Source organism: Bacillota bacterium LX-D, assembly GCA_031628995.1.
In the GTDB taxonomy this organism is placed as follows: domain Bacteria; phylum Bacillota; class DUOV01; order DUOV01; family Zhaonellaceae; genus JAVLUO01.
The window spans coordinates 1-26,400 of the sequence record JAVLUO010000015.1; the positions used below are offsets into that span (position 1 = coordinate 1).

Annotated in this window: 26 protein-coding genes, 2 pseudogenes, 1 riboswitch and 1 other annotated feature; of the genes and pseudogenes, 21 read left to right on the forward strand and 7 right to left on the reverse strand. The window is 38.5% G+C overall.

What is annotated here, in order from left to right:
- On the forward strand, positions 1–221 hold a 221-nt coding region (locus tag RDV78_10435), incomplete at its 5' end, for a GyrI-like domain-containing protein (protein ID MDS1030859.1).
- A 98-nt stretch (positions 222–319) separates the two neighbouring features.
- Here the strand turns inward: RDV78_10435 and RDV78_10440 are convergent.
- From RDV78_10440 to RDV78_10450, 3 genes are read right to left on the reverse strand one after another with little or no spacing between them, the layout of a single operon-like run.
- Positions 320–742 carry a DUF2000 domain-containing protein gene (locus tag RDV78_10440; protein MDS1030860.1) on the reverse strand — a complete coding sequence of 141 codons (423 nt, stop codon included), beginning with the start codon at positions 740–742 and terminating at the stop codon, positions 320–322.
- A complete protein-coding gene (locus tag RDV78_10445) occupies positions 739–1,662 on the reverse strand; it encodes a DMT family transporter (protein ID MDS1030861.1) in 924 nt (307 codons plus the stop codon). The genes RDV78_10440 and RDV78_10445 overlap by 4 nt, the downstream gene beginning before the upstream one ends.
- Positions 1,662–2,516, reverse strand: a complete 855-nt coding sequence (locus tag RDV78_10450) for an AraC family transcriptional regulator (GenBank protein MDS1030862.1) — start codon at positions 2,514–2,516, stop codon at positions 1,662–1,664. Before RDV78_10450 ends, RDV78_10445 begins: the two co-directional genes overlap by 1 nt.
- A gap of 546 nt (positions 2,517–3,062) precedes the next feature.
- Between RDV78_10450 and RDV78_10455 the strand changes: the two genes are divergently transcribed.
- The 13 genes from RDV78_10455 to RDV78_10515 all read left to right on the forward strand — a co-directional run bounded on the left by RDV78_10455 (position 3,063) and on the right by RDV78_10515 (position 15,186).
- A complete protein-coding gene (locus RDV78_10455; GenBank protein ID MDS1030863.1) occupies positions 3,063–3,413 on the forward strand; it encodes a hypothetical protein in 351 nt (116 codons plus the stop codon).
- A complete protein-coding gene (locus RDV78_10460; GenBank protein ID MDS1030864.1) occupies positions 3,410–4,273 on the forward strand; it encodes a GGDEF domain-containing protein in 864 nt (287 codons plus the stop codon). Before RDV78_10455 ends, RDV78_10460 begins: the two co-directional genes overlap by 4 nt.
- A gap of 147 nt (positions 4,274–4,420) precedes the next feature.
- Positions 4,421–5,998, forward strand: a complete 1,578-nt coding sequence (locus tag RDV78_10465; GenBank protein ID MDS1030865.1) for a spore germination protein — start codon at positions 4,421–4,423, stop codon at positions 5,996–5,998.
- Positions 5,995–7,179, forward strand: a complete 1,185-nt coding sequence (locus tag RDV78_10470; GenBank protein ID MDS1030866.1) for a Ger(x)C family spore germination protein — start codon at positions 5,995–5,997, stop codon at positions 7,177–7,179. The genes RDV78_10465 and RDV78_10470 overlap by 4 nt, the downstream gene beginning before the upstream one ends.
- Before the next feature lie 4 nt (positions 7,180–7,183).
- Positions 7,184–7,396 (forward strand): hypothetical protein, encoded by a 213-nt coding sequence (locus tag RDV78_10475; protein ID MDS1030867.1) that lies wholly within the window; start codon positions 7,184–7,186, stop codon positions 7,394–7,396.
- Positions 7,396–8,484, forward strand: a complete 1,089-nt coding sequence (locus RDV78_10480; protein ID MDS1030868.1) for an endospore germination permease — start codon at positions 7,396–7,398, stop codon at positions 8,482–8,484. The genes RDV78_10475 and RDV78_10480 overlap by 1 nt, the downstream gene beginning before the upstream one ends.
- Positions 8,485–8,741: 257 nt before the next feature.
- A complete protein-coding gene (locus RDV78_10485) occupies positions 8,742–9,200 on the forward strand; it encodes a GyrI-like domain-containing protein (protein MDS1030869.1) in 459 nt (152 codons plus the stop codon).
- A gap of 63 nt (positions 9,201–9,263) precedes the next feature.
- Positions 9,264–9,485 carry a hypothetical protein gene (locus RDV78_10490; protein MDS1030870.1) on the forward strand — a complete coding sequence of 74 codons (222 nt, stop codon included), beginning with the start codon at positions 9,264–9,266 and terminating at the stop codon, positions 9,483–9,485.
- Positions 9,486–9,863: 378 nt separating this feature from the next.
- Positions 9,864–10,111, forward strand: a binding site (T-box leader).
- Positions 10,112–10,158: 47 nt separating this feature from the next.
- Entirely contained in the window at positions 10,159–11,178 is a 1,020-nt protein-coding gene (locus tag RDV78_10495; protein ID MDS1030871.1) for an ABC transporter substrate-binding protein, read from the forward strand.
- A 28-nt stretch (positions 11,179–11,206) separates the two neighbouring features.
- Positions 11,207–12,088, forward strand: a complete 882-nt coding sequence (locus RDV78_10500; GenBank protein MDS1030872.1) for an ABC transporter permease — start codon at positions 11,207–11,209, stop codon at positions 12,086–12,088.
- Positions 12,089–12,090: 2 nt separating this feature from the next.
- Complete coding sequence (locus RDV78_10505) at positions 12,091–12,864, forward strand: ATP-binding cassette domain-containing protein (GenBank protein ID MDS1030873.1); 774 nt, start codon at positions 12,091–12,093, stop codon at positions 12,862–12,864.
- 212 nt (positions 12,865–13,076) lie between these two features.
- Positions 13,077–14,864: a methyl-accepting chemotaxis protein gene (locus RDV78_10510; GenBank protein ID MDS1030874.1), complete on the forward strand. Its 1,788-nt coding sequence runs from the start codon at positions 13,077–13,079 to the stop codon at positions 14,862–14,864.
- A 166-nt stretch (positions 14,865–15,030) separates the two neighbouring features.
- The gene (locus tag RDV78_10515) at positions 15,031–15,186 is read left to right on the forward strand and encodes an HRDC domain-containing protein (protein ID MDS1030875.1); all 156 of its coding nucleotides are present in this window, start codon (positions 15,031–15,033) and stop codon (positions 15,184–15,186) included.
- Here the strand turns inward: RDV78_10515 and RDV78_10520 are convergent.
- Entirely contained in the window at positions 15,170–15,523 is a 354-nt protein-coding gene (locus tag RDV78_10520) for a helix-turn-helix domain-containing protein (protein ID MDS1030876.1), read from the reverse strand. The genes RDV78_10515 and RDV78_10520 overlap by 17 nt on opposite strands.
- A gap of 125 nt (positions 15,524–15,648) precedes the next feature.
- Between RDV78_10520 and RDV78_10525 the strand changes: the two genes are divergently transcribed.
- The 4 genes from RDV78_10525 (at position 15,649) to RDV78_10540 (ending at position 19,733) form a co-directional block, all read left to right on the forward strand.
- On the forward strand, positions 15,649–16,050 hold the full coding sequence (locus RDV78_10525) for a pyridoxamine 5'-phosphate oxidase family protein (protein ID MDS1030877.1): 402 nt from the start codon (positions 15,649–15,651) through the stop codon (positions 16,048–16,050).
- A 183-nt stretch (positions 16,051–16,233) separates the two neighbouring features.
- Positions 16,234–16,411: riboswitch (Lysine riboswitch) on the forward strand.
- 147 nt (positions 16,412–16,558) lie between these two features.
- Positions 16,559–17,266, forward strand: a complete 708-nt coding sequence (locus RDV78_10530; GenBank protein MDS1030878.1) for a cysteine hydrolase — start codon at positions 16,559–16,561, stop codon at positions 17,264–17,266.
- 46 nt (positions 17,267–17,312) lie between these two features.
- Positions 17,313–18,671, forward strand: coding sequence for an APC family permease (locus tag RDV78_10535; protein ID MDS1030879.1), 1,359 nt, complete (start codon positions 17,313–17,315; stop codon positions 18,669–18,671).
- A gap of 294 nt (positions 18,672–18,965) precedes the next feature.
- A complete protein-coding gene (locus tag RDV78_10540; GenBank protein MDS1030880.1) occupies positions 18,966–19,733 on the forward strand; it encodes an ADP-ribosylglycohydrolase family protein in 768 nt (255 codons plus the stop codon).
- Between the two features lie 20 nt (positions 19,734–19,753).
- Here RDV78_10540 and RDV78_10545 read toward each other — a convergent pair whose 3' ends face one another.
- Positions 19,754–20,227, reverse strand: a complete 474-nt coding sequence (locus tag RDV78_10545; protein MDS1030881.1) for a methylated-DNA--[protein]-cysteine S-methyltransferase — start codon at positions 20,225–20,227, stop codon at positions 19,754–19,756.
- Between the two features lie 194 nt (positions 20,228–20,421).
- Here RDV78_10545 and RDV78_10550 point away from each other — a divergent pair, with 194 nt between their 5' ends.
- The 3 genes and pseudogenes from RDV78_10550 to RDV78_10560 all read left to right on the forward strand — a co-directional run bounded on the left by RDV78_10550 (position 20,422) and on the right by RDV78_10560 (position 21,662).
- A complete protein-coding gene (locus RDV78_10550; GenBank protein ID MDS1030882.1) occupies positions 20,422–21,156 on the forward strand; it encodes an SDR family oxidoreductase in 735 nt (244 codons plus the stop codon).
- 99 nt (positions 21,157–21,255) lie between these two features.
- Positions 21,256–21,384 (forward strand): annotated as a pseudogene (locus RDV78_10555) (ribosome small subunit-dependent GTPase).
- A gap of 155 nt (positions 21,385–21,539) precedes the next feature.
- Positions 21,540–21,662, forward strand: a pseudogene (locus tag RDV78_10560) (IS256 family transposase).
- A gap of 207 nt (positions 21,663–21,869) precedes the next feature.
- Here the strand turns inward: RDV78_10560 and RDV78_10565 are convergent.
- Both RDV78_10565 and RDV78_10570 read right to left on the reverse strand, forming a co-directional pair.
- The gene (locus RDV78_10565; protein MDS1030883.1) at positions 21,870–23,816 is read right to left on the reverse strand and encodes a glutamine synthetase; all 1,947 of its coding nucleotides are present in this window, start codon (positions 23,814–23,816) and stop codon (positions 21,870–21,872) included.
- A gap of 71 nt (positions 23,817–23,887) precedes the next feature.
- On the reverse strand, positions 23,888–26,365 hold the full coding sequence (locus tag RDV78_10570) for an FAD-dependent oxidoreductase (protein MDS1030884.1): 2,478 nt from the start codon (positions 26,363–26,365) through the stop codon (positions 23,888–23,890).
- Positions 26,366–26,400 lie beyond the last annotated feature (35 nt).

Here is a 26,400-nt window from a genome sequence, read left to right on the forward strand (position 1 = left end):
TTGAGGCTTTTGATGAAGGCTTATGCGTACAGATAATGCACATTGGACCGTATTCGACCGAACCTGAAACGATGAAGAAAATTGATGCTTTTATCGCACAGGAAGGCTTAAAGGACAGGCTTGGTATCGGAGGAAAACACCACGAGATATATCTTTCGGACCCGAGGAAGAGTAAGCCGGAGCGCATGAAAACAGTGCTCAGGCATCCAGTAGGAAGATGATTTTTTAGGAGGAGTGGCTCATATAGGTGCGCATAAAAAAGCAACCATTGGCTCAAAGGACAACTCAATGGCTGCTCTATTTATGAAAAATGAAGCAATTATCTTAATAAGGGCAAGCTTCCGGTCAGTTTGTTGATTTTTTTCTTGCTGCCATATAACGCAATTCCCAAATAGGTAAAGTCAGTTTCCCCCGTGGATTTTGCCTTGCGCATATAGTCATCATAAGTGTTGCAGCCTTGCGCCACATCGGAAAAGTCCACCACCGTCAAATCACTGTAGTCGGAGGTGTAAAGCTTTTTCCGCAGGGCTTTCAGCATTTCCCTGTTTCCTTTTAAAATGGGTACGGGCAATGTAACAATGCCCATATGTACATGACCTGAAGCGTCCATGACATCCCGACCAATACATTCAGGAGCCTGCCGGCCAAGGGTAATGCCCAATATTGCGGCAGTATTGGCAAGAATCCCCGCTGGAAGGGATTCGTCTAAGATGAGGACGCACTTTATTTCCTGATTGGTCATTGGGATTTGACCTCCTTTAAATTTGTTTTTTCATTTCTGTCTTTTCTTTCTGAAAGGAACAGTCCTATTAAGGTAAGGAGTGCGCCTGTCAGAGCCATCCCTGTGATGTTTTCATGCAGGATCAGGGAGGATGCCGCAATGGTGATCACAGGCACCATGTAAATGTAGGCGCTTGTTTTTATAGCGCCCAAAATTCCTACCGACCAATTCCATGTGACAAAACACAACGCCGAAGCTCCCAATCCCAGGTATAAAATGTTCAGCAGATTGGAGGCTTTTGTGAACCGGTCAAAGTTCAGAGTGAAGTCCGACAGAAAAAGCACGGGAATCATGAAAAGTAGCCCGTAAAAAAATACCCTGCGGGTGCACCCGATGGTATGATAGCCCAGCTTGCTTGTTTTCCGCATGAGAACGGAATAAACCGCCCAAACCACAGAGGCGAGGACAGCCAATATATCCCCGGCAGGACTGAGCTTTAAAATGAAACTTCCGTTCCATCCGATAAGCAGGATACCTGTAATGGCGACGATAAAACCCGCAAAAAACTGCGGGCGAAGCTGTTCTCCCTCTAAAAAGGAGTGTGCCAAAACCGCGGTGAAAAAAGGCGCAATGGACACGATGACACCTACATTGGAGGCAAGGGTGTAGGCAAGGGCGATGTTTTCCAGCAAGAAATACAGGGTAACACCGCAAAGCCCTGCCCCCATGAAAAGCAACTCCTCATGAATTCCCTTGGCTTTAAGAAAATGGGGATACGCCGGAAGCAGCACAATGTAGCCTATGCTGAACCGAAAAAACAATATTTCAGAGGGGGTAAAGTCCGTCAACAGGATTTTTGTAGAAATAAAGGTGGTCCCCCAAATCAAAATGGTGACAAGGGCCGACAGGTGTCCGGCAGCCATAGTACGAGGGTTCTCCATCATAAATCCCCCTTGTCCTTTGGCCGCTGTGCTTCGGCTTCGTCGGTAAATATCCGCATGTATTGACGGGGCGTTAAACCAATCAGCTTCTTAAAAAAGTTTGAAAAATGGCTTTGGTCGCTAAAACCTGTTCGAAAAGCAACCTCCACGGGGGAAATCCCTTGCTCCAGGAGCTTTTTCGCATTGCCGATGCGGATGGTTTCCAGGTAGCTGTAGGGAGAAATCCCCTTCTGCCGGGTAAAGAAACGCAGAAAATGGTACTTGCTCAATCCCGCCAGTGCGCTCAAATCATCCAGTCTGATGGTCTTTGCATAGTTTTCCTCCAAATAATCGCATACAGTTTTGATTTCAGGCGCCGGTTCCTGTACGAAGCTGGCGGGAGCCGTATCCGAATATTCCTGTATAAGCTGCCCGATGAGAAACAGGAAAAGCTCTTCTTTTTTAAAGTCTGTTTCCCCCTGGGAAATCATCATGTGCAGCTCCCGAAGGGAAGCGGCCAGCTCGCTGCGGTAGAGAACCACCTGGGTAAAGTTGGGCAGGTACTCTCTTCCGGTGATTTCAAACGCGGTCTTCATCATAACCTCCGGCTGGATATTGATACACCGGTAGTCCAGCGTTTTCCTGTCCACCTGTTCGCAGGCATGGGTGTCCCGTGGATTAAAGATTGTAATATCTCCGGGGTTGATGATATACTCCTGGTTCTTGCACAAAAGATAGCGCCGGCCGTTTTCTATAAAGCCAATGACGTAGTAGTCATGAAAATGATTGGGGAACTTCTGCCTGATGCCTTCAAAACGATAGGCTTCAATTTTCAAATCCGCATCGTAACAAACGGTTCGAACTTCATTTGGCAATTGGATACCTCCTTCACTTTATCATTTGAGTGTAACTATACCATAAACAGAAAGGAATTTATTGAATGATATTGCTCAAATGATTCATTAAGCTGCAAAATTATCAAAGAAAGGAAAAGATACTCATGGAAAAACAAAGCAAAATCAAGTTTGTACCAGGGGACCACGTGCGCATTCAAGAATTTCTGGACATGATCGCCCCATCCGTCATCAAATTCAACACCGACCACTTCATCTGCGGCAACACATTCCGGTACGTTTGGGCTTGTGTGAATATTCGACCTGTTTGTAATAGATGAAGAAAATAACGATGCATGGGAAGGTATGCATACAAAAACAGGAAGCTGATGTTGGCTTCCTGTTTTCCTATAATCGGCCTGACCCCCTAAAATTGCCGGTTACCGAGGGTTTTTACAATCCATCGATGGGTTTGCTTATTCTAATCTTTTTTTCAGTAGGTCAAGGGAAACTCATTGGATTTGAAATAGTAAAATTATTCAAATTATGATAAAATAATCTTTAAATAAAGCAAAAGAAGGGAAATAAATGTCAAAAAATGTAGATAGCTCGAAAAAAGCTGAAATCACCATGCGAATGTCGGAATTTGAAATGCCTCCGATGCAGGATGTCCTCATTGTCGGAAGGCGGGCACCAATTGGGCCAGAGGCAGCAAGACGCATGGTAGATATATTATCTCCAGAACAGTATGAAATCATAAAGCTAGACCATTCTGTAATAGAGGCGATGGTGGTAAGGAAAGCTCTTTTCAATATACTCCCAAAGGAGAAGTTGATTGAACTACTATTGGAGGAGGGAGGCAAGGTTGCTAACGAGTCGACAATAGTAAAAGCCCAGGTTAATATTGTACTCCAGATTAGCAAGTCTATAGACTTATGATAAGGAAAGTTTTTGAAATCATGCTTAAAGATTACGATACGGTTGATGCTTTTTGTGGAATCAGGCGAGTACAGGATATTGCGGAAAAAAACAAGACAGACTGTTTCCCTGTAACTGACAACGGAAAAATCATCGGTGTCCTGACAAGGAGTGATTTGATAAAAACTCACCCAAATAGGATTGTACTAGATGCTATGTCTGGAAGTTATAAATATATTGAGGCTGACGAGTCTGTCTGGGAAGCAAAGGAGTTATTAGAAGGCCAAGGAACTGACATTCTCTTGGCTACTCAGGATGATAAAATAATCGGAATTGTAACTAAAAATGCAATTAATGTTGAAATCAGCAAACATATTGATCTGCTGACTGGACTGTACAAAAGCGACTATATTATATACAATTGCCTAAAATTCTTGGAACACGGCAGTGAAATATCAATAGTATTCTTTGATGTCAATAATTTTGGATATATAGATAAAGAGTTTGGACATACCGTGGGGGACAATATTTTAAAGGAAATTGCACAAATCCTTAAGGACAATGCACCAGAAGGGACATACCTTTGCAGGTATGGTGGTGATGAATTTGCTCTTTTGACTGAAGTATGTGCAGAAAACTGTAAAGCATTGGCACAAGATATATTAAACAAGGTAAAGCAGCATGAATTCTATGGGAATATACATATTGGCATTTCTGCAGGAATTGCAGGGGGGGAAAGGCGTAATCCGAGGAAGGGAAATATGTACAAAACAGTTACAAACCTGATAAACCTTGCAAGCCTTGCCTCTACAAAAGCTAAAAAGGAAAAGGACAATTTGGTGCTTGGCTATAGTGGAATTATTGATGAAATTGCCATATAAAGAATGTTGAAATATAGAAGCTCTATTGACAGGGCTTTTATTTTTTTTGCGCGCAGATTGCATTGTATATTGCAGACTGCCTGAAAGGCATAATCAGTGTATGCAATAGCAAGATATTGGCTATACTGTAAAACGGGTGATAAGAATATGTTTGGGAAAACAAGAAAACGTAACGGGATGGTGAAGCAAAACGCTGACATCGATAACATCTGTAATGATACAAATGAACCTATACTACAAACAACTGAAGCAGTAAAATCAAGGCTTAATGAAGTTTTTTCCGAATGCAGTGATTTCATGCATCGGGAAATTGTATGCGGGGAAGACGGTTCTATCAGGATGTTAGTAGCATATATCAACGGTTTTGTAGACAAAAGGGTGTTAAACCAGGATGTGGTCCGTCCGATTCTCGACTATTTTTCAAATACAAAATTGCAGGATAAAAGGAGCCGCATATATGAACAGCTTAAAGAATGCGTTGTCAACAACAACGATATAAAAGAAGCGGAAAATATGCAGCAGGCAGTGGACAATATCGTGTCAGGAGAAGCCCTGCTTTTTATTGATGGAGAAGACAGGGCATTGGTTATCGGGGTGAAAGCCCCACAGGGCAGGCAGGTAGCAGAACCCGACACAGAGGTTTCTATAAGGGGATCAAGGGAAGGCTTTGTCGAGAACCTGCTTACAAACACCACTCTCCTTCGCAAAAGGATTAAGAACCCGAACCTGAAGTTGGAGATGATGCAGTTGGGAGAACAGACCAAAACCGATATTTGCATTTGTTATATTAAGGGAATTGCCAATCAGGAGATTGTCAAGGAAGTAAGAAAAAGGCTCAAAAAAATCAAAACTGATGCAATCCTTGACTCTGGGTATATTGAGCAATTTATTTCCGACAGCCGGCTGTCCCTTTTCCCTACGGTGGGAAACAGCGAAAAGTGCGACAAACTGGCAGGAAAGCTGCTGGAAGGACGGGTGGCAATTTTCTGTGACGGGACGCCTTATGTCCTTACGGCTCCTTATCTTTTTATAGAGTCTCTGCAGGCGTCGGATGATTACTATGACCATGCTTTTTTTGCTACCTTTATGCGTCTGCTGCGTCTGCTTGCACTGCTGATATCAAATTTAATGCCAGGAATGTATGTAGCGTTGGTTGGCTTCCATCATACGGTAATTCCGTTCAAGCTGATGATTACACTGGCGGCTTCACGGCAGGGGATACCTTTTTCACCGATCACCGAAGCGGTATTAATGATAGTGGCATTTGAACTCCTCCGTGAAGCAGGTGTCCGTATGCCAAGGCCGATAGGCCAGGCATTGAGCATTGTCGGAGCCATTGTGCTGGGAGAGGCGTCGGTTGTGGCAGGGATTGCCAGCAACCTTATGGTGATCATTGTTGCCATTACGGCCGTATGCAGTTTTGTAGTTCCACCACTGATCAGGGCAACCATGCTAATACGCTTTGTGTTCCTGGTTGCGGCAAATTTTCTGGGTTTCCTTGGAATATCCTTTGTGTTCGTGGCTGTTTTTGTACACCTTTGCAGGCTGCGCTCCTTTGGAATCCCTTATATGGCACCTTTTTCACCGCTTACGGCTTCCGACCTTAAAGATTCCCTGGTTGTGGTGCCAATCTGGGCAATGGTAACAAGGCCGTGGATACTGCGGCAGGAGGAAACCAAAAATGCTGCAGGGATAAAACGCCAGGAGGTGAGGTCAAAGCGGTGAAATGCAGGAAAGATAAATATGCTGTGAAAATGGGCATACTTGCCGTTTTATTAATGCTACCTTTGCTCCTGACCGGCTGCTGGAACAACAGGGATTTGACGGAAATCAACATGGTGACGGCACTGGGGGTCGACAGGTCGGAAGACGGAAAGGTGCTTGTGACTGTCCAGGTGGTGGAACCCGCCGCTATCCAATCAACGTCATCAGGAAAAGGAAAAGGCGGAGGAACACAGCCCGAACCTGTATTTGTTGAGTCTTATGAAGGTGAAACGGTTTTTGACGCTTTAAGGAGTATGCTGTCCGTAGTTGACAATAGATTGTTTTTAAGTACAACCCAGGTTTTAATTATTGGAGAAAGGCTTGCAAAAGAAGGAATTACCGAAGTAATGGACTTTTTGCAGCGGGATCATGAGGTGGAATATAAAATGGATGTCCTCGTGGCAAAAAAATCCACATCAAAAGAAATTCTTGAAATGGAAACCGACATGGATCCCATACCAGCCATGTATATAAAGGAAACGGTGGAAAATACAGTTTTACGGGGAACGGTAAAGCGGATAATGCTGATTGATTTAATAAAGGATATGGGTGACAACGGCAAACAGCCTGTCATTGGTCAAATAACAAAGGCAGGGGAAAAGAAGGTCAGAACGGAAGGTGCTTCAGTTTTCAGGGATGGAAAGCTGGCGGGCTGGCTGGATCCATCCGAAACACGGGGATACTTGTTTGCTGCAGACAAAGTGGAAAGCACCATTGTGAATATCCCTGCAGATGGCGGTAAAATATCTATGGAATTAATACGGTCAAACGGAAAAGTTGGAGTAGAATTTCAAAATGGCAAACCTGCCATGTTGAGCATCCAGGTCGGACTGGAAGCCAATGTAGGAGAATATGAAGCAAAAGGAAAGCTGGATTCGCCTGATAACTTGCACAGGCTGGAAAAAACTCTAGGCGAAGAAGTAAAGAGAGAAATCAGAATGGCATTGAACAGGACACAAAAGGATTATTCAAGCGATATTTTCGGTTTCGGCACGCAGGTGCATAAATACCACCCTCAGTACTGGAAAAAGGCAAAGGACAGCTGGAATGACACTTTCAGCAAACTGCCAGCGGACATCCAGGTGGATGCCAAAATAAAACGAACTGGGGTTATCAAAGGGCCAATCAAGAAGGACGGATAGAGTTATGGCAATCATCCTGGCAGTATTTATAATTTTGGTTTTATATGACTTGCAAAGGTTTATAAGGAAAAAGGAACAGGCAAGAGTATTTACAATTTATGTTTTCCTGATGGCGGTAAGCTTGGCTGTCAGCCTGCTTCTGGCAGCAGGCAAAAGGCCTGCCAGCCCTGCTAAATGGATCGAAGGGATATTGAAAATGATGGGAGTGGTAAAGTAGTGGAAAAAGCCAGAATATCCAGCATACAGTTATTCCTGCTATTATTCGGTTTCCTCTTTGGAAGCACGGTGATATTACATCCTACGTCGAGTGCAAAAAATGATGCATGGCTGGCAATTCTCCTTGGAGGGGTGGGTGGTGCTTTACTGATGGGGATCTATGTAGCCATTGCATTATTAAACCCTTCAAGAACGCTGGTGGAAATTTTGAGGGACAGGTTTGGAAAATTTGTTGGGAATGCGGTTTCCATCCTGTACATATGGTATTTTATCCACATAGCTTCCCTTGTGTTCAGAAACTTTGGGGAGTTTATAGCTTCGGTGACCATTCCTGAAACCCCTATGATCGTAGTTATCGGGATTTTTGCGGCCATTTTGGTTTATGCAATAAACAGCGGGGTGGAGGTGATGGGAAGGTTAAGTGAATTGTTCGTACCCGTGTTGCCTGTCGTAGTTCTTATTATCTTCCTATCGCTTATCACCACCCATGATTTCACAGCTTTTCTTCCGATGCTGGAAAATGGCATGGGACCTGTATGGAATGCAGCTTTTGGTTTTATTACTTTTCCGTTTGGAGAAACAGTCGCATTCCTTATGCTGTTTCCACATTTGAATAAGAAAGGAAACCTGAAAAAGATTGCAGCTTTATCGGCGCTATTTTTGGTTGTGTTGAGCCTTTTGCTTTTTATCATGGATATAACCGTCTTGGGGAGTAATTTGATGCAGCGGGCAACTTTCGTGCCCCATTTAATATCACTGCTTATTCCAGGCCTGAATGTGGAGCCGCTCGTTGATATCAACCTGCTGATAGGGGGTGGGATAAAGATTTCCGTCTGTATATATGCAGCGGCAAAGGCTTTAAGTCAGGTGTTAGGAATCAGTGACTACAGGAAGTTGACTACAGCAATAACAACCTTTTGCGTTGTACTTTCGATATGGGTATACGAAAATGTGCTTGAAATGTTCAGTTGGGCTGAAAAGGTCTGGCCTTACTATTCTATTCCCTTCCAGATGATTATTCCCCTGTTGCTGCTTTTTTTATCTTTAAGGAAAAGGGTTAAACCTTCAAATGCAAGGATAGAAAGTTGATATAGACAAAAAAGTGGGGTGTGGCATGATTACTGATGTATTATTGTAGTTTTTCTGGATTATTTATCAACAGTTTATCAACAATATGAAGCATATTAGCAATGCGGCACTGGCAAGCAATCTGAAGCTCCAGTCTTTCAAGACTGGAGCTTTTTTGAAAATTTTTTTGCATATATTTGGATATTTTTTAGAACAAGGACATACATTGTCATGTTTTGACTGGTATAATTAAGAAAAAGTCAAAGGAGGAAAACACAATGGATTATAAATTCGAATTGACTGAACAGCCAGCTCAACCTGTACTTTCTATGCGAACAAGGACAGCAGTTGGAAATTTGCCGCAAGAATTAGGCAAAGCATATGGAGCTATCATCCAGTATCTGAATGAGATTGGTGAAAAACCATTAGACGCAGCTTTTGCCGCTTATTACAACATGGATATGGAAAATCTTGATGTTGAGATGGGATTCCCTGTTGCGAAGCCCCTTGCTGGAATAGGCGAAATTAAATCAAGTGAAATTCCTGCGGGGAAACAGGTGTCTTGTTTTTATAAGGGCCCTTACAGCCAGATAGAGCCGGTTTATAATGCCATGATGCAGTGGATAGATGAAAATGGTTATACACCGACGGGAGTATCTTATGAGTTTTATTACAATTCTCCTGCAGAAGTGCCGGAAAGCAAGCTTTTAACTAAGATTGTATTTCCTCTTAAATGAGCGAAATATTATTGGAAGGAGTGGCCTAAATGGTTGAATTAGACTTGATTCAGGATGGGAGTCATGACCCGGGCATTGCATACCGTGGTAGGAAACGAGGATAAATTTTTTAACTATGATAGTGCCCGTGCAAGGATTTTGGGCTTTTGCTACGATATCCGCCACGCTTTGATGGGAGACCGGGAGATTGAGTTTGTTGATAACGGCATAGATGAAGAAAAGAAAAAACGTTTGTCGGTACTGGCTCCAGATAAGAATGTTAACTTAAAGATATATGTGTTATGACCGGAGATGCTGTTTGTTGCCATGGCACTAAACGAATTTTTGGAGCTTTATGCAAAACTGCTTTGGCTTTTTAAACTTATTTTAGATGACTAAATGGAAACTTTTGTTATATAATTAAATGATAAATATAAAACGAAAGCAGGGAATAAATGGATATATACAGATTACTTGACTTATATAAGGCTGCCATAGATGGGCGTAGACCCTTCGAGGGCGAAATGTAATGCTAGGATATGTTCACGAAACAGTGTCCGAATATGTGCCGCAGCTGAACTTTATGTTAGTGGATGATATTTCATTGGTACAGAATAAACACAAAGCAAAAAAGTTATGCTTGACAAATTATTAAACACATATTAGAATGTAGAAAAATTAATAATTAAACTGATGAATAAGATTAGTAAGAAAGCTTTTACTTTTACAGAGAGTCGCAAAATGGTGGGATTGCGATATTGTAGGCTTTACTGAATGGACTTATGAGGGCAGGCCGAAATAGTTTTTAATTTTAGAGTAGGCCTTGACGAGATCTCAGCTCGTTACAAAGTGAGAATGTATGTCAGTACATTATTAAGTGGGTTTTTAGACCAATTTGGGTGGTACCGCAGGAATTTACTCTTGTCCCTTTAGGGATAAGGGTTTTTTATTTTATAATCTAAGGGGGTAAAGTTGAAAAATGAAAAAGTCATTAAGTAGAACTCTAGCAGGGCTGTGTTGCGCTACATTATTTATAGGAATGTTAGCTGGATGTACTAAGGCTAATAATGAATCATCAGAAGCTGGAACAAAAGAATCAGAAAAAAAATATAAAATAGGAATTACCCAAATTGCCGATCATCCATCCCTAGATAATTGCCGTAAGGGCTTTATTGAAGGGCTGAAAGAAGAGGGTTTTATTGAGGGTAAAAATGTAACCTTTGATTACAGGAGTGCTAAAGGAGAAATATCAACAGCAAATACTATTGCAACAAGCTTTGTTGGCAATAATTATGATCTTATTTGTGCTATTGCCACACCATCGGCACAGACAGCCTATACGACTGCAACTGAGAAGAAAATACCTGTTATTTTCTCAGCTGTTTCCGATCCCATTGCTGCTAAACTTGTAAATACCCTTGAAAAACCAGGTAAAGGTGCAACAGGTACCAGTGATGTTATTCCGGTGGAAAAACAACTGGAAATGATTCGAGACTTTATGCCAAATGCGAAAAAAATAGGTATTCTTTACAATACTAGCGAGCCAAATTCTGCAACTCAGATTGCAATGTATGAAGCTGCTGCTGCCAAGTTTAACTTTGAGATTGTTAAAGTCGGAGTGGCATCACAGGCAGATATTCCGATGGCGACTGACAATATTTTAGCAAAGGTGGATTGTTTAACGAATCTCACAGATAACCTGATTGTTTCTAATCTTCAAACTGTTTTAGGTAAAGCAAATGCCAAGAAAATTCCTGTATTTGGCTCAGAAGAAGAACAGGTTAAAAATGGATGTGTTGCTTCTCAGGGCATTGATTATGTGAAGCTTGGTATTCAGACTGGTAAAATAGCGGCAAGAGTACTAAAAGGTGAGGATATTAACAATATAGCTGTGGAAACAATTCAAGAAAGCAAATTAGTTGTTAATGAAAGCGTTATGAAAAGCTTAAGCCTTTCCTTGCCTGAAAAACTTCAAGCTACAGCACAAATTGTGAAATAAAAGGCAGGATAATATTGGAGGCATAAACATGTTTGAAATTATTTCAGGTGTTCTTGAACAGGGTTTTATATATGGCATAATGGCTCTAGGTGTTTACATAAGCTATAAAATATTGAACTTTCCCGACTTGACAGTTGACGGCAGTTTCCCACTTGGGGCTGCCGTTACTGCTGTTTTACTTACAGCTGGAGTCAATCCATGGATTGCACTGGCATTATCTTTTGCTGTCGGTATTTGTGCCGGCTTACTTACAGGCATTATACATGTTAAATTAAAGGTTAATGATCTTTTATCCGGTATTATTGTCATGACAGCACTCTATTCAATAAATTATCGCATAGCCGGAAAGAGCGCCAATATACCAATTTTTGATCAAGATACAATATTCAATAGCGGGTTAGCAAATTTTTTTCCCCAGGAACTGTCTGGCTTTGTAGTCCTTTTTATTGTATTTATTGTTGCTCTTGTAATGAAGTTTGCCATGGATTGGTATCTTAACACCAAATCAGGGTTTCTACTAAGAGCAACAGGAGATAATAAACATTTTGTAACTGCTATTGCTAAAGATTATGGTATTGTTAAAATTATTGGATTGGCTATTTCCAATGCATTTGTGGCAATGGCTGGTTCCGTTGTCTGCCAACAGCAAAAGCTGTTCGATATAACTATGGGTACAGGAACAATAGTTATAGGACTTGCAGCTGTAATTATTGGTATAAATGTTTTTAAACCATTAAAATTTCTTAAGCCTACTACTATGGTCTTAGGCGGCTCAATAATATACAAGGCATGTGTAGCAGTGGCTTTTGAGGTAGGCTTTGATAATGCGGATATTCGTCTGATTACGGCAGTATTATTTCTAATTGCACTGATTGCTAATGGAAAAATAATTAAGGTTAGGGAGGAATAAAATTGCTCACCCTTAATCAAATTTATAAAACATATAACAAGGGCTCCATCAACGAATCTGTACTGTTTTCAGACTTTAATCTTAAGGTTTCAGAGGGACAGTTTATCTCTATAGTAGGCAGCAATGGCTCTGGTAAATCTAGCTTGCTCAATATTATTTGCGGTAGCATTGGAATAGACGGCGGAAATGTAATTTTACGTGGGAAGGATATTACAGAAAAAAGAGAGCATGTCCGTGCTGAATTTATTGGACGTGTTTATCAGGATCCGGCAAAGGGTACTTGTCCTAATATGAGTATTCTTGAGAATATGTCGCTGGCAGATCATAAAGGGAAAAGTTATGGCCTCTCAGCAGGAGTAAACAGAAAACGAACGGATTACTATAAATCCTTGCTAGAGCAACTAAAACTTGGCCTGGAAGATAAAATTAATGTGCCAGTTGGGGCACTTTCTGGTGGACAGCGCCAGGCTTTGGCCTTATTAACGTCTACAATGACGCCAATCGACCTGCTCATTCTAGATGAGCATACAGCTGCATTAGATCCTAAAACCTCGGAAAATATCATGGAGCTTACGGATAGTATCATCAAATCTAAAGGTATTACAACCCTTATGGTTACACACAATCTTAAATTTGCAGTAAATTACGGAAATAGAATTTTAATGATGCATAATGGTGAAATTGTCATAGATGCTACTGATGATGAAAAGCAAAAAATCGGTATCAATAAGCTGCTGGAAGTATTTAATGAGATTAGCATCGAATGCGGAAATTAATGAAAGAAAGCCGCTATAGGAATTAAAGTAACTATTTGGAAATAAAGATACAAACTGATGATTAGGAATGTCCCAGAATATGTGGACGGAATGGATAATTTCCCCTATCCTATATACAAATAGGTCGGAAAGTAGTAGTATAATATCAAGTATTTGACACTTTTACAATTAAACTACTAATGATTTCAAATTTTTCCTAGGGGAGAGTAACAATGAGAAAAATAAAATACAAGATTTTACTTGCATTTTTAATTACTTCTTCTGTATTTATCATAATTTCTGGGGCTTATAGCATTTTTAATCTTGTGAATTTGAATAAAACTGAAACTGCAGCTATAGAAAAATTATTATTTGATGATTATGATGAAATGATTAAGAACGAAGTTGAGACAGCTTGTAGCGTCCTGAATATATACTATGATATTTATAAACAAGGTAAATTGACTGAAAAGGAAGCCCAGGAGGCGGCCAAAGAAGCAATTAAAGAACTACGGTATGGTAAGGATGGATATTTTTGGATTGATCATACAGATGGAATACTTGTTGCCCATCCTATGCTGCCAGAACAAGAAGGAAATAATAGGATTAACACTAAAGACCCCAATGGAGTTTATTTAATTAAAGGGGTTATAGAAGCTGCAAGAGATAATAAAAACTCTGGGTATACAAGCTTTATGTGGGAAAAACCACAAGATGTAGGTACTGGCAAACTAAGCCCTAAAAAAGCATACTCCCGGTTGTTTAAACCATGGAATTGGGTAGTAAGTACTGGAAATTATGTTGATGATATTAATGCAATGGTAGATAAGAAACGTTTAGAACTTAAGAAAAATTTAGAGAAGAATATTGCTGCTGTAGCGATTTTTGTGATCCTTTCAGTCCTAGCAATGGGCGCAGTTGGTTTAATTATAAGTAAAAAAATATCTGACCCAATTATTAAACTGGTCAAAGCTTTTGAAAAGGATGACAATGGTCAAATTCACATCCAGGAAATAAAGTTGGATTCAAAAGATGAAATTGGCTTATTGGCGAATGCTCTAAATGAAATGCAATTACAAGTTAAAAGTTTTATCAATGGTGTTATTCAAGAAGCACATAATGTTGCTGATGCGGCTAATACTGTTGGCTTACATATGTCTTCATTAAATGAGCAAATAGCTGAAGTATCTTCGACAACTGAAGCAATCTCAGCTGGCATGGAAGAGACGGCGGCCTCAACTGAGGAAATGAATGCTATAGCAACGGAAATAGTATCAGCTGTTGAGTCTATTGCAACTAAAGCACAAAAAGGTGAAGTATCTGTTAAAGAAATAAGTCAAAGGGCCATTACATTAAAATCTAATCTTGCTTCTACTATTGAAAATAGCAATTTAATCTTAAATCAGACAAAGGAAAAGCTAGACCATGCCTTAGAGGAGTCTAAAGCTGTAACACAGATTAATGAACTAGCAGATGCAATTTTGCAGATTACTGCCGAAACTAATTTGCTAGCTTTAAATGCAGCAATTGAAGCTGCACGAGCAGGAGAAGCTGGGAGGGGCTTCGCAGTTGTTGCTGATGAAATAAGAAAACTTGCCGAAGAATCAAAAAACACTGCCAGCAAAATTCAAAGTATTATTCAAACAGTTATTAGTTCAGTAGATAATTTATCAAATAATTCAACTCAACTTTTGGAATTTGTAACCACAAATGTTGAGAACGATTATGAATCAATGTTAAAAGCTTCAGATGAGTATAATAATGATGCTAAAAACTTGGATATATTAGTATCGGACTTTAGCTCTACGGCGGAAGAGCTGCAAGCTTCCATTCAGAATATGATGAAGGCAATTGAAGAAATTACTTCGGCAACTAATGACGGGGCAACGGGTACGAATGATATTGCTCAAGGAGCAATGCAGATTACAGAAAAATCTAATGAGCTGCTATTGCAAGCAACTAATTCGAAAAAATATTCGGAAAACCTTTTAAAATTAGTATCCAAATTTAAAATACAATAATTAGACGATGAGCCAAACAATTAGGAAATTAGGGGAGATTTGAGTTCCTATGGAAAAGTTAAGTTTACTAAAAGACTACTTTGGGTTTACCTCTTAGCCAGGGGGTACCAGCATATATCGTATTTGCTGATGTTGCTCTTAGGGATATGTGTATATGTGTCTTCGGATGCCGACTACCAGGGCACAATTTCTAGAGGTTTCTGGTGTTGGGCAGGCAAAACTTGAAAAATACGGAGAAGCCTTTTTGGCAGAAATTAAAGCATATCAGAGGGGCAGTTCCTATATAAAATATGCGGTGCATTCGTTTATTTTTGTTCCTTAATGCAGCTAGAGGCAGATATTTTTATATACTCATTTCCCCATTTTTCTAAAGCATCTAAAACAGGCATAAATTTCTCACCGATTTCAGTTAAAGAATATTCTACCTTAGGAGGAACCTCTGGATAAACTACGCGGTTTATGAGACCATAGTCCTCGAGACTGCGAAGTTGTTTCGTAAGCATGGTTTGAGTAATGCCTGGAATAAGTCTTTGTAATTCACCAAATCTTTTAGTTCCAGTGCGCAAATGATAAAAAATAATAATAGCCCATTTTCCACTAATAATTTTTTGCGTAGTAGTAACGGGACACTTGCCAAATAGTAAGAGATTATCTTCCATAATAAATCACCTTCAATAGTATAAAAAATGATATTAAATACTAAAAATTATCGTACTTGTATTATTACAATAACACATTATAATATGAGTACGCAAATAAAATATATTTAAAGGGGATGTTTTAAGTGGAAGAAGTATTAAAGTTTTTGACTGAAAATCCAACATTTTATTTTGCAACAGTTGATGGCGATAAGCCAAGAGTAAGACCCTTTGGTTTCTTTATGGAATATGAAGGTAAATTGTATTTTGGTATGGGCAATCATAAACAATCATACAAGCAATTAACTGTAAATCCTAATGTAGAGGTTTGCACTACAAACTCTAAGGGTGAGTGGATACGTATTAAGGGCAAAGTAGTATTTGATAAAAGTCAAGAAGCTCTAGATAATGCATTTAAAACTATGCCAGACCTTAAAAAAATTTATAATGAGCAAACAGGCCAAACCTTAGCAGTTTGTTACTTAACAGAAGCAGAGGCAGAAATAGCTGACATGAGTGGTGGTTTTAAAAAAATTACTTTAAGTTAGTTTAATCAATTTAACTAGTTGTGCCAACAACTAGTTTTTTTGTAACAATGCGACATTCTGCAAAAAGAGGTTTTTCTCGCCTAAATAGCACTTTTATTCTAGGTTTTATTAATTTAAAAAAACTATTTGCTAATTAAAAAAATTAGTATATATTTATTATATATTTATTATAAAAAAGTGAATAACTGATTTAGAGGCGCAAAATTTAAAAGTAGAGCTGTGGAGGTAAGCACTGTGAAGCAGTTTGAAAGGAAATTTTGCCGAAGCATACAGCAGATGCTTTAATGCTGTATAGCTGGTTTTGCATAGAATATATGCAAGACTGTCACAAATTTTTGATTTGTGGAGAGCTATCATTCATTACGGTTTGCATGTATTTATGATGTAAACGCTTTTTTAATGACTTGAGTATAGGCTCAGGCATTTTTTTATGTTTAAATTGGACAGGCGTGGAATTGTAAGTGTCGCAGAATTTTTAAAAACTAGATTAAGGAGATGGGAAATCGTTATGGATAGCAAAAAACAACAAACATTATACTATGAATTCGTACCTGCTGATGCAGCCCCCATTGCACCAGATCCCCAAAAAACAGCACTTTTAATTGTGGATATGCAGAACCAGTTCGTAAATAAGGATTATGGTGATGCCGATGATGCCCGGAATAAGGGTATGTGGGACAAATGGGAATATTTTTATAACCGTCTGGAGAATATTGTTATTCCTAATAATAAGAAATTATTAGATTTTTTCCGTAAAAACAAGTTGGAAGTGACTTTTGGAAGAATTGCTTGCTATCATAAGGATGGAAGGGATAGATCTCCGGTACAAAGAAGACCGGGTTGGAACAATATACTACTTCCTGTTGGGGTTTATGGAGCGGAAATTATTGATGAACTAAAACCCCTGGATGATGAAATTGTGGTGGAAAAAACAACTGATAGTGTCCTTACCGGCTCCAACTATGAAAGAATCCTTAGGAATATGGGTATTGAATGGGTTGTTGTTACAGGGGTTGTTACAGACCAATGCGTTGCTTCCACTGTAAGAAGCTTAGCTGATGTAGGATTTGAAGTAATCTTAGTGGAAGACTGCTGCTGTGCCGCCACTCAGGAGTTACATGATGCAGAAATTATGATTATGAACCAAATCTATTGCCAAGTAATGAGCGCCGACGAAGTAATAAATATATTAAGCAAACAGAAGGAAGAGAAGTAATAGCAATTAAATGGTGTAGTGAATACTAAGAAAGGAGCTTGTTTTAATGAGTGAATCTACTGTTAGCCTGGAGAAAATAGGCTACTCACAAGAATTAAAGCGTGTCTTAAAGCTAAAGGATTTAGTTATTTATGGCATAGCTTTTATGACTCCAATTGCACCAGCTTATATTTATGGCTACGCCGGTGTCACGACTGGAGGTATGCTTTCTCTAGCCTATGTCGTTGCTATGATAGCGATGATGTTTACAGCTTATAGTTATGGACAGATGGCCTCAGCTTTCCCAATAGCTGGCTCTACCTATTCTTATACTCAGCGAGCTATAAATCCTCATCTAGGTTTTTTTGCAGGCTGGGCTATGTTTATGGACTATGTTTTAGTTCCCTTAATTGTTTTCATGGTGGGGGCAGCCTATGCCAATGCCTTAATTCCTGCTGTACCTTATTGGGCTTGGGTATTAATAATTGCCGCTATTATCACTATAGTTAATATTATAGGAATCGAAATGGCTGCCAAAACTAATAATCTTCTTGTTCTCTTTATGGGAATTGTAGTTGCTATTTTTGTTATTTATTGTGTTAAAGCGGTTTTAGGTGGTACCGGTACAGCAACATTATTTTCTATTAAACCTTTCTTTAATAGCGAAACTTTTGCTACCACTGCCATTATTTCCGGGGCGGCCATGGCATGCTTTTCGTTTCTAGGTTTTGATTCTATTACAACCTTATCGGAGGAAGCCTTAAATCCTAAAGATGATATCTGGAAAGCCGCTATTCTTTCTTGCCTCTTGGGCGGATTATTATTCATCGTTCAAGCTTATGTAGCACAACTTGTCTGGCCTGATGTGAGTACTTACCCATCGGCGGATACGGCGCTCTTCGATATTGCCAAAGTTGCTGGAGGTACAGTTCTTGCTACTCTTTATACAGCTGCGGTAATTGTTTCCACTTTAACTGCGGGCTTAACTGGCCAGGCCAGTGCTTCCCGTTTGATGTTTGGTATGGGTCGCGATGAAGTACTGCCTAAAAAGTTTTTTACTTACTTACACCCTAAATTCAAGACACCAATTTACAATATCATTCTCATGTGTACTGTTAGCGTAATTGGTGCTCTTATTCTTCCTATTTCCCTTGTAGCAGAACTAATGAATTTTGGGGCTTTGGCAGGCTTTATGTGTGTGAATTTATCAGTTATTGCCTATTATTTTTTCCGTAAAAAAGAAAGAAATTTCTTTAGTTATCTGCTAATTCCTGCATTAGGGTTTATTATTTGTTTTTATCTATGGATTCATTTATCTCCTTTAACCTTAAAAGTAGGGTTCACATGGCTGGCAATTGGAATCGTCTATGCACTAATTACAACTAAGGGTTTCAAGAAAACTCCACCGATTTTGCGAGAAATGTGATATCTTCGTAGTAAATGTTTCTAAGCAAAATTAACAACAAGTAAATTTTAAGAGGATAGTAGTCTTACTATCCTCTAATTTTTTAACATTATTCTAGAATAAAAGTAAATGTTATAAAACATATTATTACAAGTTAATTATAAAGGAATTCCAAAATACTTGCTACTGCCTAAAAAGCCAGTGCAGGAATGAAGCGAAACGTAGCGCTGTGTAGTTATTTCGTTGTTAATTGCAGACAGGATTTTGGGCAGCTTTTATAGAACTAAGAAAAAAGTAATAACGCGGGGGTTTTAAATGTTAGGGGCAATAATAGGCGATATTGTAGGTTCTGTCTTTGAGTTTAATAATATAAAGGTAAAGACATTTGATTTATTCTCACCAAAATCAACATTTACTGATGATACAGTTTTGATTGTTGCAACAATGGATGCTCTATTAAATAATAAACCATTTCTTGTAGCGTATAAAGAATGGTTCAGGAAATATCCAAATAGTGGCTACGGAAGAAGCTTTCTGGAATGGGCCAATTCTGCAAATAATGAGCCGTATAATAGCTGGGGTAATGGCTCTGCAATGAGAGTTAGCCCTATAGGAGTATACTTAAATAGTGTTGAAGAGGTTCTAGAAAAATCTAAAGAGAGTGCAGCAGTGACACACAATCATATAGAGGGTATAAAAGGTGCTCAGGCTACAGCATCTGCAGTATTTCTTGCCCGATCCGCCAAAACTAAAATAGAAATTAAAAATTACATTGAGGAAAAATTCAAATACAATTTAAACGAATCTATTGAGAGTATTAGAACATGGTATACGTATGATGTGTCATGCCAGGGAAGTGTTCCACAAGCAATAATTGCATTTTTAGAGTCCAATAATTTTGAAGATGCTATCAGAAATGCAATTTCAATTGGTGGAGATAGTGACACAATTGCCTGTATAACTGGTGCAATAGCAGAAGCTTATTATAAAAATATACCTGAAACTATTATGGCCGAAGCTTTCAACAGACTTGATGACGAGATGTTATTACTAGTTAATAGATTCTATAAAAATTTAGGTTAGATTTCGACTTGACCATTTATTTAAACATTTCCATATTGTTTTTCTAACTCCAATAGTTGTGTCTTGATCTGCAGTCCGCCCCGATAGCCGGTCAGCTTTCCATTTGCACCGATTACCCGATGGCAAGGGATAAAAATCGGAATCGGATTACGGTTGTTGGCAAGTCCAACGGCTCTGGACGCTTTTTTATTACCTAAGCTTTGTGCTATTTCCTGATAGCTACGCGTTTTGCCATATGGGATAGAGCGCAAGCTTTCCCAAACACACAGCATAAACTCAGTGCCAACGGGAGCGAGGGGAAGCGTAAAATTTTTTAGTCCTCCTGAAAGATAGCTCTGCAATTGATTGCCTGCCTCTTTTAGTATTTCTGTTTCATATATGACAGCATCCTGAGGGATCTGCTCTTTTGGGAAATATAAATTGGAAATAGCGTTTCTATTTTCAGCTATTCCTATTTTCCCAATTTCAGTTTTATAGAAAAATATATATTTCATTGTTAAATCATCTCCTTTATATCGCAAATAACTTATATTGATAATTATAAGTATATCAAAAATTGTTCGTATTTGTCTTATTTCATAAAAGAGCTTGTGGGGAGGATTTCCGTTTATTGAATGGAAAGTACCATGCGGCTTGATATCCCCACTGCTGCAAATGAACTGATAAAAAGTATAGGGGAAGGGAATGTATGAATAAAACCGTTTTAATTACTGGTGGGGCAAAGGGAATAGGAAAAGCAACAGCAGAAATTTTTGCCAAACACCAATACAATGTGGTTATTAATTACTTTAATTCTGAAGAGGCAGCAAAGAACTTAGAGAGTAGCCTAAGAGAACAAGGTTATTCAGCACTTGCAATTCGTGCCGATGTAACAAAAAGGGTACAAACAGAGGAAATGATAGAAAATGTTTATCTGACTCTTGGGGCAATAGATGTTTTAGTAAATAATGCAGGTATATCACAATCCAAACTTTTTACCGATATTAGTGAGGAAGATTGGGACACAATGATCAATGTCCATTTAAAAGGGATGTTTAATTGCTGCAAGATGGTTGTTCCGAAAATGATTAATAATAAGGAAGGGAAAATTATCAATATATCGTCTATCTGGGGAATGGTCGGTGCTTCATGTGAGGTTAGTTATTCTACTGCTAAAGCGGGAATGATAGGTTTTACCAAAGCGTTGGCCAAAGAATTAGGCCCTTCAAACATCCAAGTAAATTGTGTTGCCCCTGGTGCCGTTGAAACGGATATGTTGAGTTCTTTGAATGAGGAAGATAAAAAATTATTGATGGAAGAGACACCACTGATGAGGCTTGGTAAAGCTGAAGAAATTGCAAATTTAGTATATTATCTTGCTACGCAAGATGCTGATTTTATTACAGGCCAAGTTATTAGTCCTAATGGCGGGTTGGTTATTTAACACTATGAATTATGATTGAATTGGTACATGGGATTAATTTTATTAAGGAAGGATCTCCTCCCAATATAAACACTTATATACTTATATAAGGTAATTACTGAAATCTCCGGAAGGTTTCGTCATGATGTATGCAAGCTTTCAGATTACCCTGCTGTTGGTGATTTTGTTATGCTAGATCGAACAGATAATGCAAATGGCAATGCCATTATTCATCATGTGCTAGAACGTCTACAATGCGTGTAAATGGCAATACCTACCACTAAGGAGATAATCATTTATGCAAGATTTAGACAACCTCACTATGAAAGATTTAGCCAAAAATGTCGAACTGTAGAAGATATACAAGATGTGTGTAAAAAACATTTTTAAAGACACATTACAACAAAACAAAAACTGCCTATCCGACAGATGAAGCACTTGTTAAAATTGTTTATCTGGCAACCATGGAAGCTGCTAAAAAATGGACAATGCCAGTTAGAAATTGGAAGGAGTTTATCGCTTTATTTCTCCCGGTAGTAAAAATAAAGAGTGGGGATAATTACCCACTCTTTACCGGCAGAACTTCACCGGACGCTGGGTTGTTCTCCAACATCGCCCTATCCTCCCGGTGAATAAGAGCCGGTTATAGTTTAACCTAATGTCGTAATATAAAACTAGGTGTAGAAATATGGCCGGAATATTTTATATTAAAATTTTAAACTGTGAAAAACCATTTACACGAAATTATGCATACTCCCCATATCTAGAATGTTACAACTATAAATATGATATAGTTTCTTGACTTCATCCATCTTATCAGCCATTTCCAATTGCAGTCGAGATACTTGGCCGAAATCTTCCGCTTCAATAGCCTCATAAAGTTGTGTGAAAAGCGATTTTTGCTGTAAAGTATCTTTCAATAAATAGTTTCTTAATTCACTAATTTTAGTCCATCTTACTTCATCCAGATCTGAATTGGTTTCGTTCTTATGTAGTTGTTGAAAGCTTCTTATTAAATTTGCATTTTCAGGAATTATACGGTTTTTTAATTCTGTAATCCAACGCACTCTTGTGGCCAAAGAGTAAGACCTAAGAATATCCTCATTAAATACTTCATTTGTAAGTAAAACTTGTTTTTTTTCAGGATATTTACTAAAATTTTCTAAGTTTTCCCAAACCGTAGCCGGGGGCACACCAAATAATTTATTTCTTTCTATTTCAGAATAGTGTTCGAAAACATCTTCTTCGCTACGATAGGCACGATCCTTTTCTAAATAAAAACTATCCTGTCCAGCAGGCTTAGAAAAATCTGCTTCCAGCTCTTGAGAACTTTTTTTGGATTCAACAGCATTTTTAATTCCATCAAGCATTGCTTGATATATAGCTGCTAAAGTCAAATAAGTATTAGTATGAGGATTTGGTGATCTTACCTCAAATCTTGTTGCTAGGGGATTGTTTAAATCTCTGATTAAACCAACTAAAACTGTTCTGTTTCTTGATGGAGTTTTTAAATCATGACCGATTGAACCAACAATACAAATAGGAGCTTCAAAACCAGGTTTTAAACGGTTGAGAGAATCATTAGTAGAACTGATAAAGGGGTTAATTACCTCGTAGTTTTTAAGTATACCCATTAAAGCCCCCCAACCAAATACATTTAAATAGTCTTTGTTAGTATTAACTGGAGCAAAAAGGTTTTTAGTTGTTCCATTTTTTAGGTTCAAAGTAACACCTACATGGGTGTGTTCTCCGTTTCCCGCAACACCCTCAATCGGTTTCGCCATAAATGTAACTTCCAAGCCATAATGTTGAAAGGTTTCTTTGACTATAGCTCTTGCTAATAATTCATTATCGGCGGCTTGTAATGCTTTAGCGTATTTCCAATCAATTTCCAGCTGCTCCATAATATGAGTATGTTTTCCTTCGGAATCGATTTTAGCTTTAACTCCTCCAACCTCTTTATGACCCATTTCAGCTGTTAGACCATATTTATCTAAAAAAATAAGGGATTTCTCTAGGGCAGTTCTAACTTGGCCTTTTGTTCTTTTCCAATATTGTTCTTGCATAACCTGAGAAGCCGATAATTCATCAATATCTGCCTTATCGTCAGGTGTTTTTACCCAAAATTCCAGTTCAGTAGCAGAAGTAAGCTGTATTTCTTCGATATCATTAGCATCTATTTGTAGTTCCTTAGTAAGATGTGAATTGTTTTTTAAGAGGCTCATTATTTCTTGCTTAAATTTTTCAGTGGCATTTTCTAAAATAGACCTTGAGTCCACACGAATACCATTATGCATTAAAAAAGAAGGGATGCGCAAAGTTCCTACAGGATAGTTATTAGATGCATCTCTAAACTCATAATTATAATCAACAAACCAATTTACTGAAGAATCTGGAATTAAATCTACTTTACCATCATTTAAAGTAGCGATGCCTGGTAGAACAACACTGGAACCGTCTGTTTGCACGCCCCCACCTAAAAATTGATCAATATGCTTAAAGAAGTATTCTATAGGAATTTTTTCATCTGTATCGTTTCCTCCTAAATCAACTCCTACCATTGAAACAAACTTAATTTCCGGATGAGATTTTAAAATCTGAACTATTTCCCTTTTTGTGTACTTACTACCTGGAATATAAAATAGTAAGTTATCGTAAGGAACATTATCTAAAATGTTCATTCAGTTTCCCCCATTTGACATTTTTCTATCAGTATAGCATAAACCAGCAGAGTGGAAAATAGAAAAGGTGTCTAAATAAATAGGTTCACATTTGAGGTTTCTGCAGCTGCTAAATATGTAGCAACTCCTCCTATTTCTATCCCTTCAATCAGTTCCTCCTTAGTTATTCCCATTACGTCCATAGACATTTGGCAAGCTACTAAACGAATTCCAGCAAGTTTAGCCATCCCAATTAAAGATTCTAGAGACTCAATATTTTTGTTATTCATCACGTAGCGAATCATTTTTGGCCCAATACCAAGCATATTCATTTTTGATAGCCCAAGTCGTTTACTTCCCCTTGGCATCATCATTCCAAACATTTTGTCTAAAAGACTTTTACATGCTTTTACTTTTTGAGGTTTACGCAAAATGTTTAGACCACAAAAGGTAAAGAACATGGTAACTTTCCTGCCCATGGAGACTGCACCATTAGCAATAATGAATGAGGCAATAGCTTTATCCAAATCTCCACTAAAAACAACTATTGTTTTATCTTCAGGTAGTTCTATAGCATTATTATTAGATTGAGCAACAGTCCGAGACTGTTTTTGAATTTGGACACTAAATTTATTGCCTGCTTGTGTAGAGCTTAAAAGCACATGGCCAGTTCGATCGCACCAAGCTTGGATATCGCTGGAAAATCCAGGATCTGTAACCAATACTTCTAAAATATCTCCCTCAGCCAAATTTTCCATTTTTTTTGAAACTTGAATAATAGGGCCAGGGCATTGCAAACCGCAAGCATCCAGTTGATACCTATTGGCCTTTATTAAGTTCTGGGAAGCGGCAACTTGTTTTTCGGCTAAATTTTCAGTTTTTTTTTCTTTGTGATTTGGATAAGCAATTTGGTAATTAAGGTCAGTTGCTATTGATTGCCAAGTTTTAAAGCCGCCGCTTAAATTTTTTACTTTTGAAAATCCTTTCTGCATGAGTATCCGTGATGCGATATATCCTCTTAGGCCAACTTGGCAGTAGATGATAATTTCTTTATTCTTTGGTAATTCGGCAATACGCTTACGCAATTGCCCCAAAGGGATGTTAACTGCACCAGGAATATAGCCCATTTCTAATTCTGCCTTTTCCCTAACATCAAGGATTACAGAACTTGCTGGATCTAGTGAATTTAGCTGATTCCAGTGAATGATGTTTAAATCGCCTTGCAAAATATTACCAGCAACATAACCAGCTATATTAACAGGGTCTTTAGCAGAAGAAAAAGGTGGAGCATAGGCTAATTCTAGGCTGCTTAAATCTTGGACTGTAGCTCCTAAACGTAAAGCCGTAGCTAAAACATCAATTCTCTTATCTACGCCGTTGCGTCCAATTACCTGGGCGCCTAATATTTTACCATTTTCTGCAAATAATAACTTAATTGTAAGAGGAGTAGATCCAGGGTAATATCCTGCGTGTGAATTAGTATGAGTAAATGAAGCAAAATACTTGGTGCCTTCATTTTGTAATGATCTTTCGTTTTTTCCGGTAGAAGCAACATTTAAGTCAAATATTTTGGCAATTGAAGTACCTTGAACTCCAGTATAAGTTGTCTTGTGTCCAAAAATAATATCAGCAACTAAGCGTCCTTGACGGTTGGCAGGTCCTGCTAACGGCAGCCATGCTGGTTTGCCAGTGAGAAAATCTACAGTTTCAATAGCGTCACCAACAGCATAAATATCAGGGTCAGAAGTACGGAAACAGGAATCTACTTTAATTGTGCCTTTCATACCTAATTCTAGTCCGGCTTCTTTGGCCAGTTGGGTTGAGGGATTTATGCCTATTGCTAAGATGACGATGTTTGCATTGATTTTTTCACCGTTTTGCAGTACAACAGTAATAAAATCTCCCTTTTGTTTAAATTCCGTAACACTATTTTTTAAATATAAGCTTATTCCTTTTTGTCTAACCTGATTGTGGATAATGGCTGCCATTTCTCGATCTAAATTAAGCATCAGTTGGTCTGCCAGATCAACTAAGCTAATTTTAAATCCTAGTTGATGCAAGTTTTCGGCCATTTCAATACCAATAAAACCTCCACCGATAATAACTGCTTCTCCTTTTGTTGATTGTTCAACGGCACTAATAATGTTATCCATGTCGGTCATATTGCGTAAGCTGAAAATATTAGGATGCTCTATGCCCGGCAGATTAGGATGAATTGGGGAAGCACCTGGAGATAGTAGAAGTATATTGTAATTTTCAGTATAGGTTTCACCGGTAAGATGATTTAGGACAGTCACCTCTTTATTCTGGCGATTGATTTTTAATACTTCATTTTTAACTCGAATATCGATATTAAAACGGTTCTTCATACTTTCTACAGTCTGCACTAACAGCTGCTGCCTTTGGGAAATTACTTTGCTCACATGATAAGGTAACCCACAATTGGCAAAAGAAATATACTCACCTTTTTCAAAAAGAATAATCTCAGCGTCTTCATTTAAGCGCCTTAAACGAGCTGCTGCACTGGCACCTCCGGCTACACCGCCAACAATTAAAATTTTTTGATTCATAAATTTACCTCCTCGTATAATATGTTTTGCAAACC

Bases quoted from the DNA above. Each gene is read 5' to 3' on its own strand.
- RDV78_10440 (MDS1030860.1), bottom strand. From the start codon at position 742: ATGACCAATCAGGAAATAAAGTGCGTCCTCATCTTAGACGAATCCCTT.
- RDV78_10445 (MDS1030861.1), bottom strand. From the start codon at position 1,662: ATGGAGAACCCTCGTACTATGGCTGCCGGACACCTGTCGGCCCTTGTC.
- RDV78_10455 (MDS1030863.1), top strand. From the start codon at position 3,063: ATGTCAAAAAATGTAGATAGCTCGAAAAAAGCTGAAATCACCATGCGA.
- RDV78_10460 (MDS1030864.1), top strand. From the start codon at position 3,410: ATGATAAGGAAAGTTTTTGAAATCATGCTTAAAGATTACGATACGGTT.
- RDV78_10465 (MDS1030865.1), top strand. From the start codon at position 4,421: ATGTTTGGGAAAACAAGAAAACGTAACGGGATGGTGAAGCAAAACGCT.
- RDV78_10475 (MDS1030867.1), top strand. From the start codon at position 7,184: ATGGCAATCATCCTGGCAGTATTTATAATTTTGGTTTTATATGACTTG.
- RDV78_10485 (MDS1030869.1), top strand. From the start codon at position 8,742: ATGGATTATAAATTCGAATTGACTGAACAGCCAGCTCAACCTGTACTT.
- RDV78_10490 (MDS1030870.1), top strand. From the start codon at position 9,264: ATGACCCGGGCATTGCATACCGTGGTAGGAAACGAGGATAAATTTTTT.
- RDV78_10495 (MDS1030871.1), top strand. From the start codon at position 10,159: ATGAAAAAGTCATTAAGTAGAACTCTAGCAGGGCTGTGTTGCGCTACA.
- RDV78_10500 (MDS1030872.1), top strand. From the start codon at position 11,207: ATGTTTGAAATTATTTCAGGTGTTCTTGAACAGGGTTTTATATATGGC.
- RDV78_10510 (MDS1030874.1), top strand. From the start codon at position 13,077: ATGAGAAAAATAAAATACAAGATTTTACTTGCATTTTTAATTACTTCT.
- RDV78_10515 (MDS1030875.1), top strand. From the start codon at position 15,031: ATGCCGACTACCAGGGCACAATTTCTAGAGGTTTCTGGTGTTGGGCAG.
- RDV78_10520 (MDS1030876.1), bottom strand. From the start codon at position 15,523: ATGGAAGATAATCTCTTACTATTTGGCAAGTGTCCCGTTACTACTACG.
- RDV78_10530 (MDS1030878.1), top strand. From the start codon at position 16,559: ATGGATAGCAAAAAACAACAAACATTATACTATGAATTCGTACCTGCT.
- RDV78_10535 (MDS1030879.1), top strand. From the start codon at position 17,313: ATGAGTGAATCTACTGTTAGCCTGGAGAAAATAGGCTACTCACAAGAA.
- RDV78_10540 (MDS1030880.1), top strand. From the start codon at position 18,966: ATGTTAGGGGCAATAATAGGCGATATTGTAGGTTCTGTCTTTGAGTTT.
- RDV78_10545 (MDS1030881.1), bottom strand. From the start codon at position 20,227: ATGAAATATATATTTTTCTATAAAACTGAAATTGGGAAAATAGGAATA.
- RDV78_10550 (MDS1030882.1), top strand. From the start codon at position 20,422: ATGAATAAAACCGTTTTAATTACTGGTGGGGCAAAGGGAATAGGAAAA.
- RDV78_10565 (MDS1030883.1), bottom strand. From the start codon at position 23,816: ATGAACATTTTAGATAATGTTCCTTACGATAACTTACTATTTTATATT.
- RDV78_10570 (MDS1030884.1), bottom strand. From the start codon at position 26,365: ATGAATCAAAAAATTTTAATTGTTGGCGGTGTAGCCGGAGGTGCCAGT.